A 16,835-nucleotide genomic window follows, 5' to 3' on the forward strand; every position below is an offset into this window, starting at 1 on the left:
GGCCCCTTCCTGTCAACGAGACTGCAACTCGCCCCCGAGCAACACGTTAGCGAGTCGACACACTTACCACACCCGGTGTCGTCGCGCGGAAATCCGGATTGTTGCGATCGACGCCGAGCGATATAGCGTCGCGGTTCGAGCGGGAGCGACGGGATTTCCGCATCCCGGAACTGACATCGACGACAGTCCCTGATGACCCAACGCGAGGCGCGGCCCATGCCCGACGATGACAAGCCCCAACCATCCACCTGGCGAGCGTCGCTTCGTTGGGATCTCGTCGCGGTCGCGCTCTTGGCGATCGCTTCCTGGGGGTGGGCCGGAACGGGTCACGATGCGAGAGACATCAGTCTTTGGGACGAGGCGAACTACCTCCACGAGGGAACGCAGCTTCCCCAAGTGGGACTGTCGACGCCGGAGTACGCTCCGCTCTATCAGTGCTGGTACTACTTGCTGAGCCTGCTGAGCGACGACCCGATGGTCATCAGTCGGCTCAACTACATCTCGATCGTGACCTTGGTCATCGCCTCCGTCTACGTCCTGATGCGGGGTCTTGGCGTCGGCCTTTTGCCCGCGTTCGTCACCGCTTTCGCGCTGCAACTCACCAACATCTTCGTGGCCTGGCCCTGGGTCGCTCTCTTCGCGCTGGCCATGGTCCTGCTGCTGACAACGGCGTCCTTCGCCATTGCGACCCTGACCGGACGCTTGCTCTTCCTCGCGTGCGGCTTCTTTGTCGCGAGTTACATCCGCCCGGAGTATTCCCTTTCGTGCCTGCTCCTGCTCGTCGCCTCCGCGGTGAGCTTCGCAATTCAGGCTCGCTCCAATCGACGCCTCGTACTCGTGTCGCTGCTCTGGTCGATCCCACTCGCGGTCATCGGCCAGGACCTTCTCCTCCTCGCGGGGCACCCGTTCGAGGACCGAACCAACCGCAAGCTGGTCGCGTTCGGCCAGCACTTCGGACACGAGTGGATCTTGAGAACCGGGGCGAATCGGAATCCTTGGTTCGAGTTCGAGGAGATTCTCGAAGAGCAGTTCGGCCCCGTCGACGGCGTGCTCGACTGCCTGATCGCCAACCCCGTCGAGTTCATCACGCACGTCATTCACAACGTGCCGTACCTCGCGGGGAACACGATCTCGCTACTCCATCCCGACGCCGCTCTCTCAAGAGCCGCGATGGTGGGCTTGGCGGCAGTCCTCTTGCTGGCGTTTGCCGGCGCGATCTGGTGGACGCGCAAGACGCCGCGCGTCGCGTCGGAATCGAGTTCCGGTCACTGGGGAGCGGCGATCGCGATGGCGGCAGGAGTCCTCACACCCACGATGATCTCCGCGCTATTGCTCTACCCGCGACCCCACTACCTGGCTCCGGCGCTGGTGGTCGTCACGTCCCTTGGGGCAGCCGCGGTCTTGGGGTACCGACGCGTGTCGCTTCCCAAAGGCCTCCAGCTCGGAACGCTCGTGGTGCTCGCGGCGTCGGTCTACCTCGTTCATCCGACACGAAACCCGCTCTGGGAACCGATGCCCAGCGACGCGATCAACTCCCTGCCGACGAAGTCTCGAGTCCACATTCACCGCGAGATCGTCGCGCTACTGAGACGCTTCGAACTGGTCGGCCCCGAGCATCCCGTGAGTTTGCTCGACGCCGAGGGTGGTCTCGCGTTGGTGGCTGGGGAGCACTTCCATTGGATCAACCCGCTGCACAAAGCGGACGACTTTGCCGACCTGCTCAACGAGCGACGGATGAACATGGTCTTGATCTCTCCATCTCTCACGGAGCGATCTCGCTTCGCAGGCGACGCAACCTTCCAGGAATTCGCAAACGACCCATCCGCCTTCGGCTTCGCGGAGATCTCCATCCCCCACAGCCACTGGTCGCTCGCGGTCGAAACAGCTCACCTTTGGGCAACGCGTTCGAACCGGCAATTCCACTTCGGCGGCCCGGGCGATCGCCCCGTCGCCGGCGATTGGAATGGTGACGGGAAAGACGAAGTGGGGGTCTTTCGCGCGGGGAGCTTCACGCTCGATCAGGACGCCGACGCTTCGTTCTCGAGCGAACGCGATCGGCAACTCGGCATCGGATCGGACGCCCACCAACCCGTCCCCGGCGACTGGAACGGCGACGGCACCGAGGATGTCGGGCTCTTTCTCGACGGGATCTTTTCACTCGACGTCAACGGCGATGGGATCTTCGACCCGGCTGTCGACGAAGAACTCGCCTTCGGACTCGCCGACGATTTCCCCGTGTCGGGGGATTGGAACGGCGATGGTGTGGACGACGTCGGCGTCTTCCGCGACGGAGTCTTCCACCTCCTGTGCCGGGGGAAGGACTCGCGCCCGCGGTCGGTCATCTTCGGTGCCAAGGGGGATCGTCCCTTCGTCGGCGACTGGAACGGGGATGGCCGCCACGACCTCGGCGTTCTTCGCGGTCACCGCATCATCCTCGACGCCAACGGCGACGGAGTCTTCGAGTTCGAGCGCGACGCTGTGGTATCGACGGGCTTCCCGGAGGGCATTCCCGTCGCTGGCGATTGGAGCGGGCTCGGCCGCGACCAGCTCGGGGTCTTTGTCAACGGATGGTTCTCGCTCATCGAGGATCCCCAACTCTTTGGACCCGGCTGGGAGACGGCACCGCGATTGCGCGAACTTCCCGCTCGGTTCGCCAGCGACGACGTTGAGCCCCTCCGCTGAGTTTGCCCGTCCAGCTCTCTTGTTCAAAGCGCGACGGCTTTCCTCATGGGTGGTCCAGATTGCTCGTCAATCTGGGTTCGCGCAGCGAACAAGAGACCCCGGAGGACGCGCCCTTCCAACGTCCGATGCTCCCGTCTCCAAAGGGACTCGTGTGGCTGCGCCACGTCGGTTGGCAAGCAATCGAGGCTACCCGAAGCCGGGAGGAAGAGACCCCCTCTATCTCCCCCTTGGCCAAGGGGGAGCAGAAGAATGTTCCCTCGGCCAAGGGGGAGCGGAAGAGAACTCCCAGGAGTGAGGGGGAACGAGAAGACGCGGTCTCCTGGGTGGACGGACTCGGATTGCCGCGGAACTCCGGGGCGGCTATAGCCCTGGGCCACCTCGACGAATCCGGGGCTCGACAGCCGCGCGGGGAGAATAGCAAGCTAGGAGAAATCGACAATGGCCGACACGCCGGGCTCCCAGACAGAGGGACGAATCACCTCCATCGCCTATGACCTGGTGATGGTCGGGTTGCTTCTGCTCACGGCCATTCCTTGGACGCAGTCCGGTTTCGCCGCTCGGGACATCGCTCTCTGGGACGAGGCGAACTACCTTCGCGATGGTGCCCAGATCGGATTCTGGGGTTTCCGCTCTCCGGAGTACGCTCCCTTCTACCAGAGTTGGTACTCGTTCCTCCACTCCTTCACGCCCGACACACTCGACCTCTATCAGCTCAACTACACGCTCATCACCGCGCTGCTGACAACGAGCGTCTTCGCTCTCTTGCGGATGTTTGGGGTCGGCCGGCTCCTCGCCTTCCTCGTGTCGTTTGTCATGATCTTCTCGAATGTCTTCGTCGCGTGGCCCTGGGTGGGGCACTTCGCGCTGGCGATGCTGATCGGTTTCGCGATCCTCGCGATGCTGGTTCGCTCGCTGACCGCGCGGTTCGTGATCCTCGCGACAGGCCTCTTCATCGCCAACTACATCCGTCCGGAGTACGGACTCTGCTTCCTGATCGTGGCGTCACTCGGTGGGCTGTGTCTGCTCGTCCAGCTCTTCCGCGATCGGCGGGACGTGCTCGCCGCGACCCCTTGGGTGGGTCTGCTCGCGTTCACGATCCCGATGCTCGTCCTCTCGCTGGGCAATCCATTCGAGGATCGGACCAACCGCAAGTTCCTCGCGTTCAGTCAACACTTCTCGTATAGCTGGGTGAAGCGGACCGGCTCGACGAAGAACCCGTGGCTCAATCACCCCGAGATCATGGCCGAGCACTTCGGCTCCGCCGACTCGGTGCTCGGGTGTCTCTGGGCCAACCCGGGGGCGTTCAGCGCCCACATCGTCGACAACCTGTCGAAGCTCGCTCCGCAAACGATGCTGCTGCTCCACCCGGACATGGACCTTCCGTACCGCGCGATCGGCTACCTAATCGGCTCGCTCGTCGTCGGCCTGACTCTCTTCGGAGCGGGGCGACTCTTCTACACCAGTGCCCGAGGCCGGCTCCCCGCAACGCCCATGCTGATCGGTTTGGGGCTCGCGGTGGTGATCCTCATTCCAACGTCGGCCGCCTCGCTGATTTTGTTTCCACGCGTGCACTATCTCTTTCCGGGGCTGCTCCTGGTCGGAAGCCTGGTGTTGGCCGCCGCGTTCTCGGGACGTCCGAACCGAGTTCCCGCGCCCGTTCAGATCGCCCTCGCGGTACTTTTGGTCGGAGCGGGCTGGTGCCTGGAGCCGCGCCGGAATCCTCATTGGGATCCCCGGCGTTGCCACACCTTCGCGGAACTGCACCCGGACGCCTACCGACAACCGGTTCGCAAAGCGATCGCGTACCTACGCAGCTTCGACTTCGTCACCTCGCGGAAATCGGGAATCGTCTTCGACGCCGAGGGAGGACTGGCGATCTTCGCCGGTCGGCACTTCTACTGGATTGATCCGATCGAGAACGAGGACGGATTCAAGCAACTCCTCGAGGATCGCGGGACGAACATGGTCGTCCTGAGTCCGGCTCTGAAGAACTTGCCGGAGCTCGCCGACGACGAACACTTCCACCGGTTCCTCGCCGACCCGGTGGCCTTCGGGTTTGGCATCGTCTCGCTTCCAGGAGTCGACTGGTCGATCGCGGTCGAGAAGAGTCTCCTCTGGACGACGCCCCGAGGTCGCCACTTCACCTACGGCGTCGAGCGAGACATCCCGCTCGCCGGTGATTGGAATGGGGACGGGCGCCACGAGATCGGCGTCTTCCGGCAAGGGCTCTTCTCCCTCGATACGGACGGCGACGGCGCCTACGACGCGGAATGCGATCGCGTCGTCGCCTTTGGAATTCCCTCCGACAAGCCGGTCACCGGAGACTGGGACGGGGACGGCATCGACGATGTGGGCGTCTACCGCGAGGGTTCCTTCGTGCTCGACCTCAACGGAAACGGACGGTTCGACGCCGAGAGTGAACTGTCCCTTCGTTTCGGCGAGCCAGGCGACGATCCAGTGATCGGGGATTGGGATGGGGACGGCAAGGACGACGTGGGAGTCTTCCGCAACGGCGTCTTCTTCCTCCGCCAAGTAGGAGCACCGAACGGGTACGTCGAAGTCTACTACGGCGTGGCGAGCGATCGGCCGATCGCTGGGGACTGGAACGGTGACGGACGCGACGACATCGGGGTCCTTCGCGGCTCCTCGGCCATCGTCGACACCAACGGCGACGGACGCTACGATCCGCGCGTCGACACGACGGTAGCGGCCGGCGTCCCGGGCAGCACGCTCGTCGCCGGCGACTGGTCCGGGGCGGGGCACGATCAGCTCGGCCTCTTCCTAGACGGTTGGTTCTCGTTGCTTGAGGACAACCGCATCGTCGGCATCATGCCCGAGGTGAAGAAGCAGGGCGTCCCCACGGACCTCATCGAGATCGCCACCAGAAAGGAGAGACCCGTCCGCTGACCGGCGACAACGATCATTGTTGGAAGGCGAGTTGTCACTTGTAGGGTGATGCTTGACCCACCGTGAAAGTCTCGGCGGGAGTGCGGGAAGGGATCGGGCCGAGTGAGGGCGCTGGGACTCGAACCCAGGACCTACGGATTAAAAGTCCGTTGCTCTACCGACTGAGCTACGCCCTCAAACTGCGACCGAGCAATCCATTCTATAGTCGGGCTCGGGAAACGGCAGCGACAAGACCGACCATTTCTCGATCGGTGTGATCGCTACATCTTCGATGTTCCACGTGGAACATCCCATTTCGCCAAGCCTCCCCGATCGCGTCATCGACCGCCCGCCGCCGGTTCGTAGACGTGGACGTCGTAGTCGATCGATTCCTCCGACGAACCAGCGAAGGGGACGTCATCGAGCCGAGTGATGTGACTCGGTTCCACAGGGAACGTCTCGACTTCCCTGAGGGACACGCCCACCCGTGCTTGAAGTTCACGCTCGAAGTCCGGACTGTCCTCGACCGCCCGATCGACGAGGAGCCACTGGTTGCCCGAGATGGCTCCCAGTGACTCGCCTGCCAACCGCCCGACGCTCATCCCGTCCAGCGCCAGATAGAAGACCAACGGCGGCCGGACCAAGCCGACGGGAGCTCGATTCGAATCCTTCAGCGCGCTCGCCATCGACCGCGCGGCGGAGCGATAGCCAACTGCTCGCTCCGGGAGGAAGCTCGTCGAAAGCGCGACCACGAGCGCCAGCAGACTCGCCACGCCGCCAATCCCTGTTGCAAGAGACGCCGCGAGACGATTCCGTGGGGCCGCGAATCGGGTCGGAAGCGTGTCGACGATGTGCACGAACCCAACCGCTGCGAGCAGCATGTGGAGCGCATCGGTCGGGAGCCAGAGTCTCAGGTAGGGGGTGTAGAGCGAAGGGATGATGAGGATGAGAACCTGGATCCAGCAGAACGCAATCCGGTCGAGCCGAGTCGCCATCCCCCAGATCCCGACGCAAGCGAGCACGACCAGCGTGACGGTCGGAACCCAAGCGAGTGCCAACGCGGCCAAGCCACCGACGAGCACTCCCCAGGGAAGGGTCGATCGCCACGATCCAGAGATGAGCGGGAGCCCGACACCGGCGACCACGATCACCAACGGGGGCCACGCGAGGGCCAAGGATCGAATGCCATGCGAAGCCGCGAGGAGGTTTCTCGGGATCGCGGCGAGGCCCTGAACGTAGCCGCGCTGGTGTTCCATCAGACTGCCGTAGCCATGTTCCACGTGAAACATTGCCGCCCAGGGTAAGTAGGTGGCTGTGGCAAAGAGGGCAATCAACGCAAGAGAAACCGCACGCCGCTTCCAATGCTCACCGGGGATGAACCCGAACGAGAGAACGACCGGGAGCAGCCCGTTGTACTTCACGTTCCACGCGACGCCGATCGCAGAGCCAGCGATCAGGACCCGGAAGAGCGTCGGACCGAGACCCTTCGCCGGGTTCGCGTCGAGCGCCCAACGGCACAAGTAGAGAGCGAGCAGCGCTGCGAAGGTGAAGGTCGGATCGGTGAGCCCGGTTCGCGAAAAGGAGACTTGCAGCCCGTCGACCGCGACCAGCCAGGCGGCCAACACTCCGATCCGCGGTTCCCACCAGGACCTCCCGATCCACCAGACGAGGGGGATCAGCAGCGTCCCAAAAAGGAGACTCGGGAGAAGAACTGCCGTGTCGCTCGGGCCCCCGAGCGCCAACATGGCGAGGCCAACATTGATGGGGTGGATAGGAGGACTATAGAAACCTTGGTTCGCTTCGAAGCGATCGGTCCAGGGCCAAAGCCCGCTGATTGCGTAGATCCCCTCATCGAAGTGAGAGAGGCCAACCTCCCAGATCCCGTAGACTCTCAGCGCGAATCCCGCCAACACGGCAAGCACGACGAGGAGATGTTCCACGTGGAACAATGGCGAAGAATAGCGAGATGAGGGCTCTTGGTGGCTTGGGGAATATTCACCACTCACTTTCCGGTCCGCCTAGGAGACCTACCGCACGAGCGAGATCATCCTCCGTCGCGACGAAGCGGTGTGCGAGTGCCTCCATCGTTTGGAGGAAACTGAGCATCTGGCCGAGCCGTTCGCGACAGATTTCGCGCTGCTCTCGCTCCCCGGGCTCCGACGATTCCTCGCCCTCCAACCGACTCTGGCAGTCGAGGAGGCTCTGGACAATTGGGTCGATCTCGCGCCGTTTCCGCTGACGCGCGATCCGCGAGAAGATCTCCCAGACGTCCGAAAGCGACTCGAAATAGTCGCGTCGATCGCCGCGTTTGTGGACGCGCCGGACGAGCTCCCAGTCGACAAGCGACCGGAGCGTCATGCTGGCGCTGCCTCGGGAGATGCCCAAACGGGCCATGATGTCGTCGGCGGAAAGGGTCGCGCCGGTGATGTAGAGCAGGGCTTGGACCTCCGCCATCGTCCGGCTGATGCCCCAAGCGGCGGCCATGTCTCCCCAGCGAGCAATGAAGATATCCTCGACCGACGCCTCAGAATGGTCGGGGTAGCTCAAGGGTCGATGGTCGTTCACGATCCCGGCTCACTCTACCGAAGGGAGAATTGCTCAGATGTTCCTTATACCATCATAGCGACGCGGGCGACAAACCGACGCCGAGAATGCTGCACGCCACGACGACGTGGAGGCCCAACTCCTCGGCACGGCGGATCAGCTCATTACTCTCGGCGCCCGGGTTGAGCCAGACCTCGTTCGGCTTGCAGGCCGCCACCTCCTCGATCACCTCGAGCCCAATCGCCGGCGGCAAGTAGATGCTCACGCGATCAAGCGGCCCGGGCACCTCACTGATCGACGGGTAGCACTTAAGACCCTCGATCGTCTCGGCTCGCGGGTTGACGGGGAAGACTTTGAAGCCCTGCTGCAAGTGGGCTCGGACCGACTTGTTGCCGAATTTGTCCCGGTTGGAGCTTGCGCCCAGAATCGCCACTGTCTTCGTCGCCACTGCGGTTTCCCCCCGAGAAATGCGCCGCTCGTCTCAGGTATTCCCGAGACGGTCGCTCGTCGATTCTAGACCTACCGAACCGCGCCAGCAATGTCAGAGCCTCGCGCTCCTTCGGAGAACCTTACCTGATAGGTAGGCAATCGCCGCCGACGGCAATCCGTAGGTCAGACTCTTGCCCGACACGAGCAACCGTCCGCTTCCGAGCACCGGGCAAGAACCTGATCTACCACATCATCTCCCTCGAGCTGTCTGGCCACACGATTCCCCTCTCCCGTTGAGAGCGGGGTTCATTGCCGCAACATGGTCACTCTCCGAACGGCAGCGCCATTCTCCAGTGAATCCGAACGGCAGCGCCATTCTCCAATGAAGCCCAGGGTCGCGCTTCGCGCACCCTGGGTACCGAACCATAGGAGATCCGAACCCCGCAGGGGTTGTCTAAATAGGATGAGGCGGACCCTCGGCAAACGCGGACCTGTTTGGAAAGTTGGACAACCCCTGCGGGACTCCTCCTCACCCAGGGCGCGATGCGCGACCCTGGGCCTCACTCGTCAATGCCTTCTTCGGCATGGGCTGCGAAGCTTTCTGCCAATTGCCTGCCGGTAGGGGAGTGAAACTTGGAGACAGGTTGAACGACTACTTCGACTTCCGAAGCGGCTCAGGGGTCGTCTTGGCGAACTGCTTCCAGCGTTCCTCGATCGTCGAGGGATCCGCGTCGCCGTGCACGTAGAGCTGGTAGCGAAGTCGGAGAGGCTTGTCGGGCGCGACCTCGATCGGCTCGTCGAGCGTCAGGCACGCCCCCATCCACCCATCATTGCGGACGTGAAACGGAGCGGGGTGGTTGATGTTCGCCGGGTGGTCGAAGAGCGTGATCCCCTCGCGCGAGTCGTTGGTGATGTTTCCCGAGTAGTCGACCCAGCGCGTCGGCTTGCGGAAGATCGCCTTCTCGTTGATCGCTCCCTCGGCATTTTGGATCACGCCGCCGCCGTCGTGGACGCCGATCGGCTTGGCCATGCGGACGCCGATGACGCCGAAGGGGGTCTTCTGAAACGTCGTCGGCCGGTCTGATTTGAACTCGAGATCGATTGTAATCAACGACTCGCCATCTGGGAGCGGCTCGACACTGACTTGGCGAAACTCGTTGAGGAGGCGCTTGCCGGCACCATCGACCCACTCGTTTCGGGTCAGCATCGCGGCTCCCTTGTCCCCATCGGAGAGCTTCATCACCTCCTTGGGAACGATGCGGCCGTCTCCCTGATCGGCCCAAAAGTTGACGCCGTCGACTTTCTGATGGGAGGTCCAAACCGAGTAGTGATGGCGGTGGCCATGAGGATCGTGGGGGTGCCCCATCCGAGTGAGCGACCGTCCCGACGGCCCGTTGACCGGGTAGAGGAAGGGGCGATTGGTGGTTGGATCGGCGATGTAGCGGGTGATCTCCCGGCCGTCTTTTTGGAAGGAGACCTCGCCGCGCGGGAGGGGCAGGGACTGAACGGCGGGGACCGGCTTGGGGGAGTGCTCGGCCGACGCTTGCAGTGGAAGGCATACGAGGAGGACAGCAACAGGCATCATGATTGGTCTCCTGAAGGGAGGTCTCTTTCGGTGAGTCGTACCTATCAGTGGTGGGTCAAGCCCCACTCTACCGGACTCTCCCCAATTGCGCAAAACACCCCAGCTGCCCTCCTGCTCTCAATCGACAGGGCGACCGATCTGACGCATCACCTCTTTCATGTCCTCCCAAACATCTCGCTTCGCGTTGGGGTTTCGGAGCAAATAGGCAGGATGGAGCGTGATCATGAACGGGATCCCGCAGTACTCGCGGATCTGCCCACGCAGGCGCGTGATCGGCACTTTCGCGGGCGGCTCGCGGAGCAGGTGGGCGGCGGCGTACTTACCGAGCGCCACCATCATCTTCGGCTTGAGGATCTCGAGCTGACGTTCAAGGAAGGGCCGACAATTCTCGATCTCGTCGGGCATCGGATTGCGATTGTCCGGCGGCCGACACTTCAGGACGTTGCAGATGTAGACTTCGTCGCGTTGCAGCTTGCACGCCTCAATGATCTTGGTCAGGAGCTGGCCCGCGCGGCCGACGAAGGGAACACCCTGCCGGTCCTCATCGGCGCCCGGCGCCTCGCCGACGAAGCAAAGTTCCGCCTTGGAGCTGCCGTCGGAGAAGACCGTTTGGGTTCGATGCTCCGCCAAGACGGAACAGCACGTGCAGTCGGCAACCTCCTCGGAAAGAAGCTTGAGCAGGTCCGATTTTGACTTCCGCGGCATTCCTGGCTCCGGTCCCTCGGCGGCCTGGTGGATGGTGACGGGCTCGGCGACAACCTCGATTGGCGACGGTGGTGAGGACGCCATCGCCGTCTCCGCCTCGACGGCCGACTCCATGGGAGCATCGATCGACGGAGCAGGGGACGGACTGGCTTCCTCCAACCGGCCCTTGTCGACATACTCCAATCCGGCCCGGCGCATCGCTTCGAGGCGGTAGCGCCATGCTCGATCCATCGCGTCACGCTCCTCGTCTTGACAAAACGAAGCTCCGAGAGACCATGCGTCGATGACTCGGCGACGCCGGGTGGGGAAGAACCAACGGTCCGCTTTGGAGCAACAGCACCTCGTGGCAAGTGCCTCAGCATACCATTCGAATCGGCTCGTGTCTCGGGAGCAACCCGAGCCAAACCGGCACTCGCGGCTCACGCGGTTCCTGATCGGCGCGACGATCCTTGTCCTGCTGGCCGAAGCGTATGTCGTCCTGACCGATCCGTTCCCGCTGCTCGACCCGGACGAGTCGCTCTACGCGGTGATCTCCCACCGGATGCTGACTACCGGCGATTGGCTCACGCCGATCAAACAGGGCAAGCCCTTCTTCGATCGCCCCGCCCTCGGTTTCTGGCTCTTGGCCGGTTCGGAGTTTCTCCTCGGCGATCACGACGCGGCCTACCGGTTGCCGGGACTGCTCCTCGGACTGGTGACGGTCGGCGCCGCCTGGTCGATCGCGCGACAGCTCCTCGGCCGGCTCGCCGCCGCCGCGACCGCGTTCGTGCTCGCGACCATGACCGCCCGCGTTGTCATCTCCTTGGCGATCGGGCACGACTCGCTGCTGGTTTGCTTGGTCACGTCGACGATCGCTTGGGGGCTTGCCCAGCGCCGCGCGGAGCGGCATCAACTCGCGTTGGCGGCGGCGACGGGGCTTGTCATGGGGCTCGCGATTCTGGCGAAAGGACTACTCGGGATCGTCCTGCCCTGGCTGGCGTTGGGGAGTTGGCATCTGGCGGCGCGGCGTTGGCCGCGACCGATTCCGCTGCTGATCGAGACGTCGGTCGCGCTGCTCGTCGGCGGCAGTTGGTACGCGCTGATGCACCTCGAGCATCCAGGGTACTTGCACTACTTCTTCATCGAGCGGCACTTGCTCGGCTTTCTCTCCTCCGGGCAGCGGCACGGTGGCAAGCCCGCGATCCTTTATCTGCCGGTGCTGCTGATCGGGGCCGCCCCGTGGATCGTGCTCTTGGGGATCCGGCCAAACCGTGGCTGGAGGGCAGGGGTGCTGGCAAGCTGGCACGACCGCCGCGTTCGCATGGCCCTCTTGTGGTTCGGGGCGACCATCGCGTTCTTCGCCCTCGCCGGTTCGCGTTCGCCGGCGTACCTCCTGCCCGCGTTCATTCCGTTGGCGATCCTCTTGGGGCGCGCGCTCGCCGGAACCTTGGTGACATCTTACTGTCAGTGCCAATTGGATGTCACCCTGCGATCGCTCTTCGTCGTCATCGGGCTGACGGCGATCCTCGTGCCCGCCGGCGCCATCCTTGGCTATGGACGACCGCTCCCGGCGGCGTGGTGGGGCGTCGCGCTGCTGGTCGGCGCGGGGTTGGTGATCTGGTGGCGGGGGTGTTCTTTGATCACCTCTCCTTGGGGAGAGGTCGGCGAGCAACCCGATCCGGGTGAGGGGATGATCGGCACTGAGGGCAAGGAGCATCTGCTGGGGAAGAACCCCCTCACCCCCACCCCTAACCCCTCTCCCACGGGGAGAGGGGAACAAGAGGCTCACTCTCCCACGGGGAGAGGGGAACAAGAGCAATCCTGGTGGGTCAAGACCCACCCTACGAATGAGACGTCGGACGCTCGCCACGCGAGCTGGCATCTGGGAGCGATCGCGGTGGGGGTAGCCGTCTTCGTCGCGGTGGCCAATTCGTTGGTCCTGCCGGAGGTCGCGTATCGACGCTCGGCGCGGTCGGTCGTGGAGCGACTACGCACCATGGATGAGTTCCCCCAGCCGGTCCTCTGGTTCAATCACGTCCCCCCGTCGGCGCGGCACTACGGCAAGGAGATCACCTTTCGGCGAGTCTACTACGACGACATCCAAGAGCGTCCGGAGGTGCCGACGATCTTCGTCTCACGTGACAGCCGACTCGGGGAGGTCCGGCCAACCCCGCTGCTCGAAGGGGCCCGCGAGATCGACCTTGGCGGGAAGTTTCATCTCTTCATTTGCGGCCCGGAGGTCTTGGGCAGCCGGGTTGCGGAACCCAGGAGATAGGGGTAGGTGAGACCCATCATTTGCGGTAGATTAGGGCCTGGGGAAGTACCGTGGGAACGCGACACCCGCCTGTTTTTGATGTCCAGCGGAGCCGAAACGAGGACTCGTTTCCTACGGGGATAGAGAGCATTCGGTCCGAGGCTGACGCGAGGACCTCTCCGCGCTCCTTTCGGGCAATGGCCTGACCTACGGGGTGGAAGATCAAGGCCGAGCGGTGATACGCGCTCCTGGTGGGTCAAGACCCACCTTCCATGCACGCCCGATCGAAAGGGCGCATGCCAACCCGTGAAGTAACCAGTAAGCACCATTGAGGGAGAACTATCGCGATGGGTCCGAACGCGGCACTCGTCACGCTTTTTTCGTTCGCGGCATTGGGCCTCGCCTACGTCCTGTATGGACGTTTTCTGGCCCGCCGCATCTTTCAGCTCGATCCCGATCGGCGAACGCCGGCGCATGAGTTGGAGGACGGGGTCGACTACCTACCGACGAAAAAGCCTGTTCTGTTCGGCCATCACTTCGCGTCGATCGCCGGTCTCGGCCCGATTCTCGGCCCCGCGATCGCTGTCATTTGGGGTTGGGTGCCGGCCGTCATCTGGGTCATCGTCGGCTGCATCTTCATGGGGGCGGTGCACGACCTCGGCGCGATCACCGTCAGCATGCGGCACAAGGGCCGCTCGATCGGCGACGTCTGCCGCGACTTGATCGGCCCACGGGCGAGACTCCTCTTTCTGGTGATCGTCTTCTTCTTGATGTCGCTGGCGATGGGGGCGTTCGTCAAGGCGATCACATCCCTGTTCGTTTATTTCCGTCCCGATGCGATCATTCCCTCACTGGGCCTGATGATCGTCGCGATGATCATGGGCGTGGCGGTCTACCGGCTGAAATTCAGCCTCGGCCCGACGACCGGGATCGCACTGGCGGCTTTCGGTGGGCTCATCCTTTGGGGCGTCGCTCAGCCGGTCCTGACCTACGAGTGGTTCCTTCCCAACAACGTCGAGACGACCCTTGCCGGGGCTCGCGCGGCCGACGCGGAAGCGTTCGCGTCACCGTACGGTGCGGCCGACGCGGTGGCGTACTTCAATTCGACGGGCAACGAGGAAGCGGTCGCGGCCGTCGGCAGCGCGGCGAAGCAAGCCTCCTCGACGTGGACTTGGGTCCTCCTCGGGTATGGATTTCTCGCGTCGGTCCTACCCGTTTGGCTCTTGCTGCAACCGCGTGACTACATCAACAGTTTCCAGCTCTACGCGGCGCTGGCGATGATGGTGCTCGGTCTGACCATCGCCACGCTCACCGGAGCCCCGGAGAGTCACATCCATGCCGAGGCTTTCCGCATGGGCGTTGTCGACGATGCTCCGCCAGTCTTTCCATTCCTGTTGGTGACGATCGCTTGTGGGGCGATCAGCGGTTTTCACAGCCTCGTTTCCAGCGGTACGACGGTTCGTCAGCTCGACAAAGAGACCGACGCGCTGCCGATCGGGTTCGGTGCGATGCTTACCGAAGGGGGCCTCGCGATCCTGATCATCATGGCGTGCGTGGCGGGCCTCGGTGCCTCGGCATGGGCGCCCGACGGCATCTACTCGAGTTGGGAAGGGATTGGCAAGGCGAGCCTCGGGGACAAGCTCGATGCGGTCGTGACTGGGGGAGGGGCCTTTCTCAGCAAACTCGGCATCCCGATGGCGTACGGGACCGCGTTCCTCGCGGTGACGATCACGGCGTTCGCGCTGACCACGCTCGACTCCGCGACGCGGCTCTTGCGGTTCAACGTCGAGGAGATCTTCCGCTCGATCGGGTTTGGCGTCCTTGCCAATCGCTACATCGCCTCAGCCTGCGCCGTCGCGGGGATCGCTTATTTTGCTCTCTCCCCCGCGGGCGCCGACTTGTGGATTCTATTCGGCACCACGAACCAATTACTTGCGGGATTGACGCTACTCGCGGTCAGCCTTTTCCTTTTCAAACTCAAGAGAAACATGTTCGTGACGCTTATTCCGATGGTAGTGATGCTGTCGGTGTCGATGTGGGCGATGTGCCTGAACGTCGCCGACTCGTTCATGAAGGAGGAATGGACCCGTAAGGAGCACTCGATCATCTGGGTCTCGCTCGCGGTGATGGCGATGAGCGTCTGGCTGATCGTCGAGGGAATCCTCTCCTTCGCGCGTGGCCGTGACGGCGGCGCCGATCCCCCGGCGACGCCGCCCGAAGTCCATTCGGAAGAGGACGAGGTCGCCGCGTCGGCGCACCTGGGCTAGGGTTTCGCGAGCGGGACGTGGAGGATGCCACTGGTTGCTTGTCGGCCAGTGCATGCGACTTGATTGCTTTCCGTCGAGCATTCGGAGCCGGATCCTCGAGAGCGCCTTTCATTTCTCGATGGTCAAGTCACGGGGAGCCCCAACCCTCCGTCACTGGCAGTCGATCAGTCATTGGCACTCGACAGACGAGGATCGGGTAGCGAGTGTTGGGCTCCTTATTGGCGGGAGAGGGACAATGACGCCGGTCTCGGTCATCCTGATTCGCGAGAATGCCGAACAGGTGACCGGCAGCGGTTGCTGCGGCAAGCTCGAAGGGGATGATGAGCTCGTGCGCCGGGCGGATCTCTTTCGCGAAACGCGGCTCTGCCAGGAGAGCTTTGGCGTGCTGCATCGCGCGATTCGGGAGTTTTTCCCGGACGAGCAGGGGGTTCAGCGCGTCCGGGTCGTCACCGTCGATCCACGCAACCAACTCTATCTCGCGTCGAAACTCTGGTACGACGTCTTCCGCTATCGGCCGGGCTGGCGCGAGGGGACGCGGACGATGACGCAGTGGTTCGCGCTCCCCGCGGTCGTCGTGAACGGTCGGGTCGTCAGCGACAGCCAGGGAGCGCCCAGTCCCGACGAGCTGTGCCACGTCATCGCGTCGCTTTTGAACCCAAGCCAACACTGCGATTCCGAAGTGTAAGCCCTCGAGCGCGGCGGCCGGCCACTCGGCGGAGTCATCTTCGTGCGATCCTTCGGCGCCAGCTTCATCGCGTCATCATATACCAAGTCATCGAATCCAACGCGTAGCGATGTCGCGACGGGACCATCCCAAGCATCGCCGCCGCAGTGACCGTCGAAAGAGAAACGAGCCACCATGTCGAACATTGAACAACTGGGCGCCCTGGTCCGCACCATTCCCGATTTCCCGAAGCCGGGGATTCAGTTTCGCGACATCACGACGTTGCTTCAGGATCCTTGGGGGCTCAAGCGCATCATCGATGAGTTCGTCAGTCACTACCAGTACTCCCCGATCGACCAGATCGTCGCGATCGAGTCTCGCGGCTTCGTCATCGGCGGGGCGCTGGCCTATCGGCTCGGCTGCGGTTTGGTCATCGCGCGGAAGCCGGGGAAACTTCCGGCCGAGGTCGAACGGCAGGAGTACCAGCTCGAGTATGGTTCCGACTCGATCGAAATCCATCGCGACGCGATCTCCGAGAACGACCGCGTCTTGATTATCGACGACTTGCTCGCGACTGGTGGAACGTGCGATGCCACTTGCCAGCTCGTCGAAATCCTGGGCGGAAAGGTCGTCGGTTGCGGCTTCGTGATCTGCCTGCCCGATTTGAAGGGACCAGAGCGACTGAAACGCTACGACAACCACTGGCTGATCGAATTTGAAGGGGACTAATCGGTTGGGCGCCCTCGTCCCGACTCCTCGTCCCTGAAACGAGCAACGATTGGTTGCAATCCTCCACGAAGCCCATCACGATGGACTCGCCGCGTTTAGGCCTTGGAGGAT

11 protein-coding genes and 1 tRNA gene are annotated in these 16,835 nt (G+C 63.2%); 6 read left to right on the forward strand and 6 right to left on the reverse strand.

The window, feature by feature from the left end; genetic code table 11:
* Nucleotides 1–192: 192 nt before the first annotated feature.
* Nucleotides 193–2,682, forward strand: coding sequence for an FG-GAP repeat domain-containing protein (locus Pan216_RS27640; RefSeq protein ID WP_145263400.1), 2,490 nt, complete (start codon nt 193–195; stop codon nt 2,680–2,682).
* A 438-nt stretch (nt 2,683–3,120) separates the two neighbouring features.
* Nucleotides 3,121–5,589: an FG-GAP repeat domain-containing protein gene (locus Pan216_RS27645; RefSeq protein WP_145263402.1), complete on the forward strand. Its 2,469-nt coding sequence runs from the start codon at nt 3,121–3,123 to the stop codon at nt 5,587–5,589.
* 103 nt (nt 5,590–5,692) lie between these two features.
* On the opposite strand, the gene Pan216_RS27650 is transcribed toward Pan216_RS27645, so the two are convergent.
* From Pan216_RS27650 to Pan216_RS27675, 6 genes are all read right to left on the reverse strand, one after another.
* Nucleotides 5,693–5,765: transfer RNA gene (locus tag Pan216_RS27650), tRNA-Lys, on the reverse strand.
* Between the two features lie 141 nt (nt 5,766–5,906).
* The gene (locus Pan216_RS27655; protein ID WP_145263404.1) at nt 5,907–7,490 is read right to left on the reverse strand and encodes an ArnT family glycosyltransferase; all 1,584 of its coding nucleotides are present in this window, start codon (nt 7,488–7,490) and stop codon (nt 5,907–5,909) included.
* Nucleotides 7,491–7,563: 73 nt separating this feature from the next.
* Complete coding sequence (locus Pan216_RS27660) at nt 7,564–8,133, reverse strand: GbsR/MarR family transcriptional regulator (protein ID WP_145263406.1); 570 nt, start codon at nt 8,131–8,133, stop codon at nt 7,564–7,566.
* Nucleotides 8,134–8,185: 52 nt separating this feature from the next.
* Nucleotides 8,186–8,560, reverse strand: coding sequence for a CoA-binding protein (locus tag Pan216_RS27665; protein ID WP_145263408.1), 375 nt, complete (start codon nt 8,558–8,560; stop codon nt 8,186–8,188).
* 633 nt (nt 8,561–9,193) lie between these two features.
* On the reverse strand, nt 9,194–10,126 hold the full coding sequence (locus Pan216_RS27670) for a DUF6807 domain-containing protein (RefSeq protein WP_145263410.1): 933 nt from the start codon (nt 10,124–10,126) through the stop codon (nt 9,194–9,196).
* Nucleotides 10,127–10,243: 117 nt separating this feature from the next.
* Entirely contained in the window at nt 10,244–11,062 is an 819-nt protein-coding gene (locus Pan216_RS27675) for a uracil-DNA glycosylase family protein (RefSeq protein WP_145263412.1), read from the reverse strand.
* 148 nt (nt 11,063–11,210) lie between these two features.
* Here Pan216_RS27675 and Pan216_RS27680 point away from each other — a divergent pair, with 148 nt between their 5' ends.
* The 4 genes from Pan216_RS27680 to Pan216_RS27695 all read left to right on the forward strand — a co-directional run bounded on the left by Pan216_RS27680 (nt 11,211) and on the right by Pan216_RS27695 (nt 16,724).
* A complete protein-coding gene (locus Pan216_RS27680) occupies nt 11,211–13,085 on the forward strand; it encodes an ArnT family glycosyltransferase (protein WP_419193079.1) in 1,875 nt (624 codons plus the stop codon).
* A gap of 326 nt (nt 13,086–13,411) precedes the next feature.
* Nucleotides 13,412–15,331 carry a carbon starvation CstA family protein gene (locus Pan216_RS27685; protein WP_145263416.1) on the forward strand — a complete coding sequence of 640 codons (1,920 nt, stop codon included), beginning with the start codon at nt 13,412–13,414 and terminating at the stop codon, nt 15,329–15,331.
* Between the two features lie 235 nt (nt 15,332–15,566).
* On the forward strand, nt 15,567–16,016 hold the full coding sequence (locus Pan216_RS27690) for a hypothetical protein (protein WP_145263418.1): 450 nt from the start codon (nt 15,567–15,569) through the stop codon (nt 16,014–16,016).
* A 174-nt stretch (nt 16,017–16,190) separates the two neighbouring features.
* On the forward strand, nt 16,191–16,724 hold the full coding sequence (locus tag Pan216_RS27695) for an adenine phosphoribosyltransferase (RefSeq protein WP_145263420.1): 534 nt from the start codon (nt 16,191–16,193) through the stop codon (nt 16,722–16,724).
* Nucleotides 16,725–16,835 lie beyond the last annotated feature (111 nt).

This window comes from Kolteria novifilia, assembly GCA_007748055.1.
Taxonomy (GTDB): Bacteria; Planctomycetota; Planctomycetia; order Kolteriales; family Kolteriaceae; genus Kolteria; species Kolteria novifilia.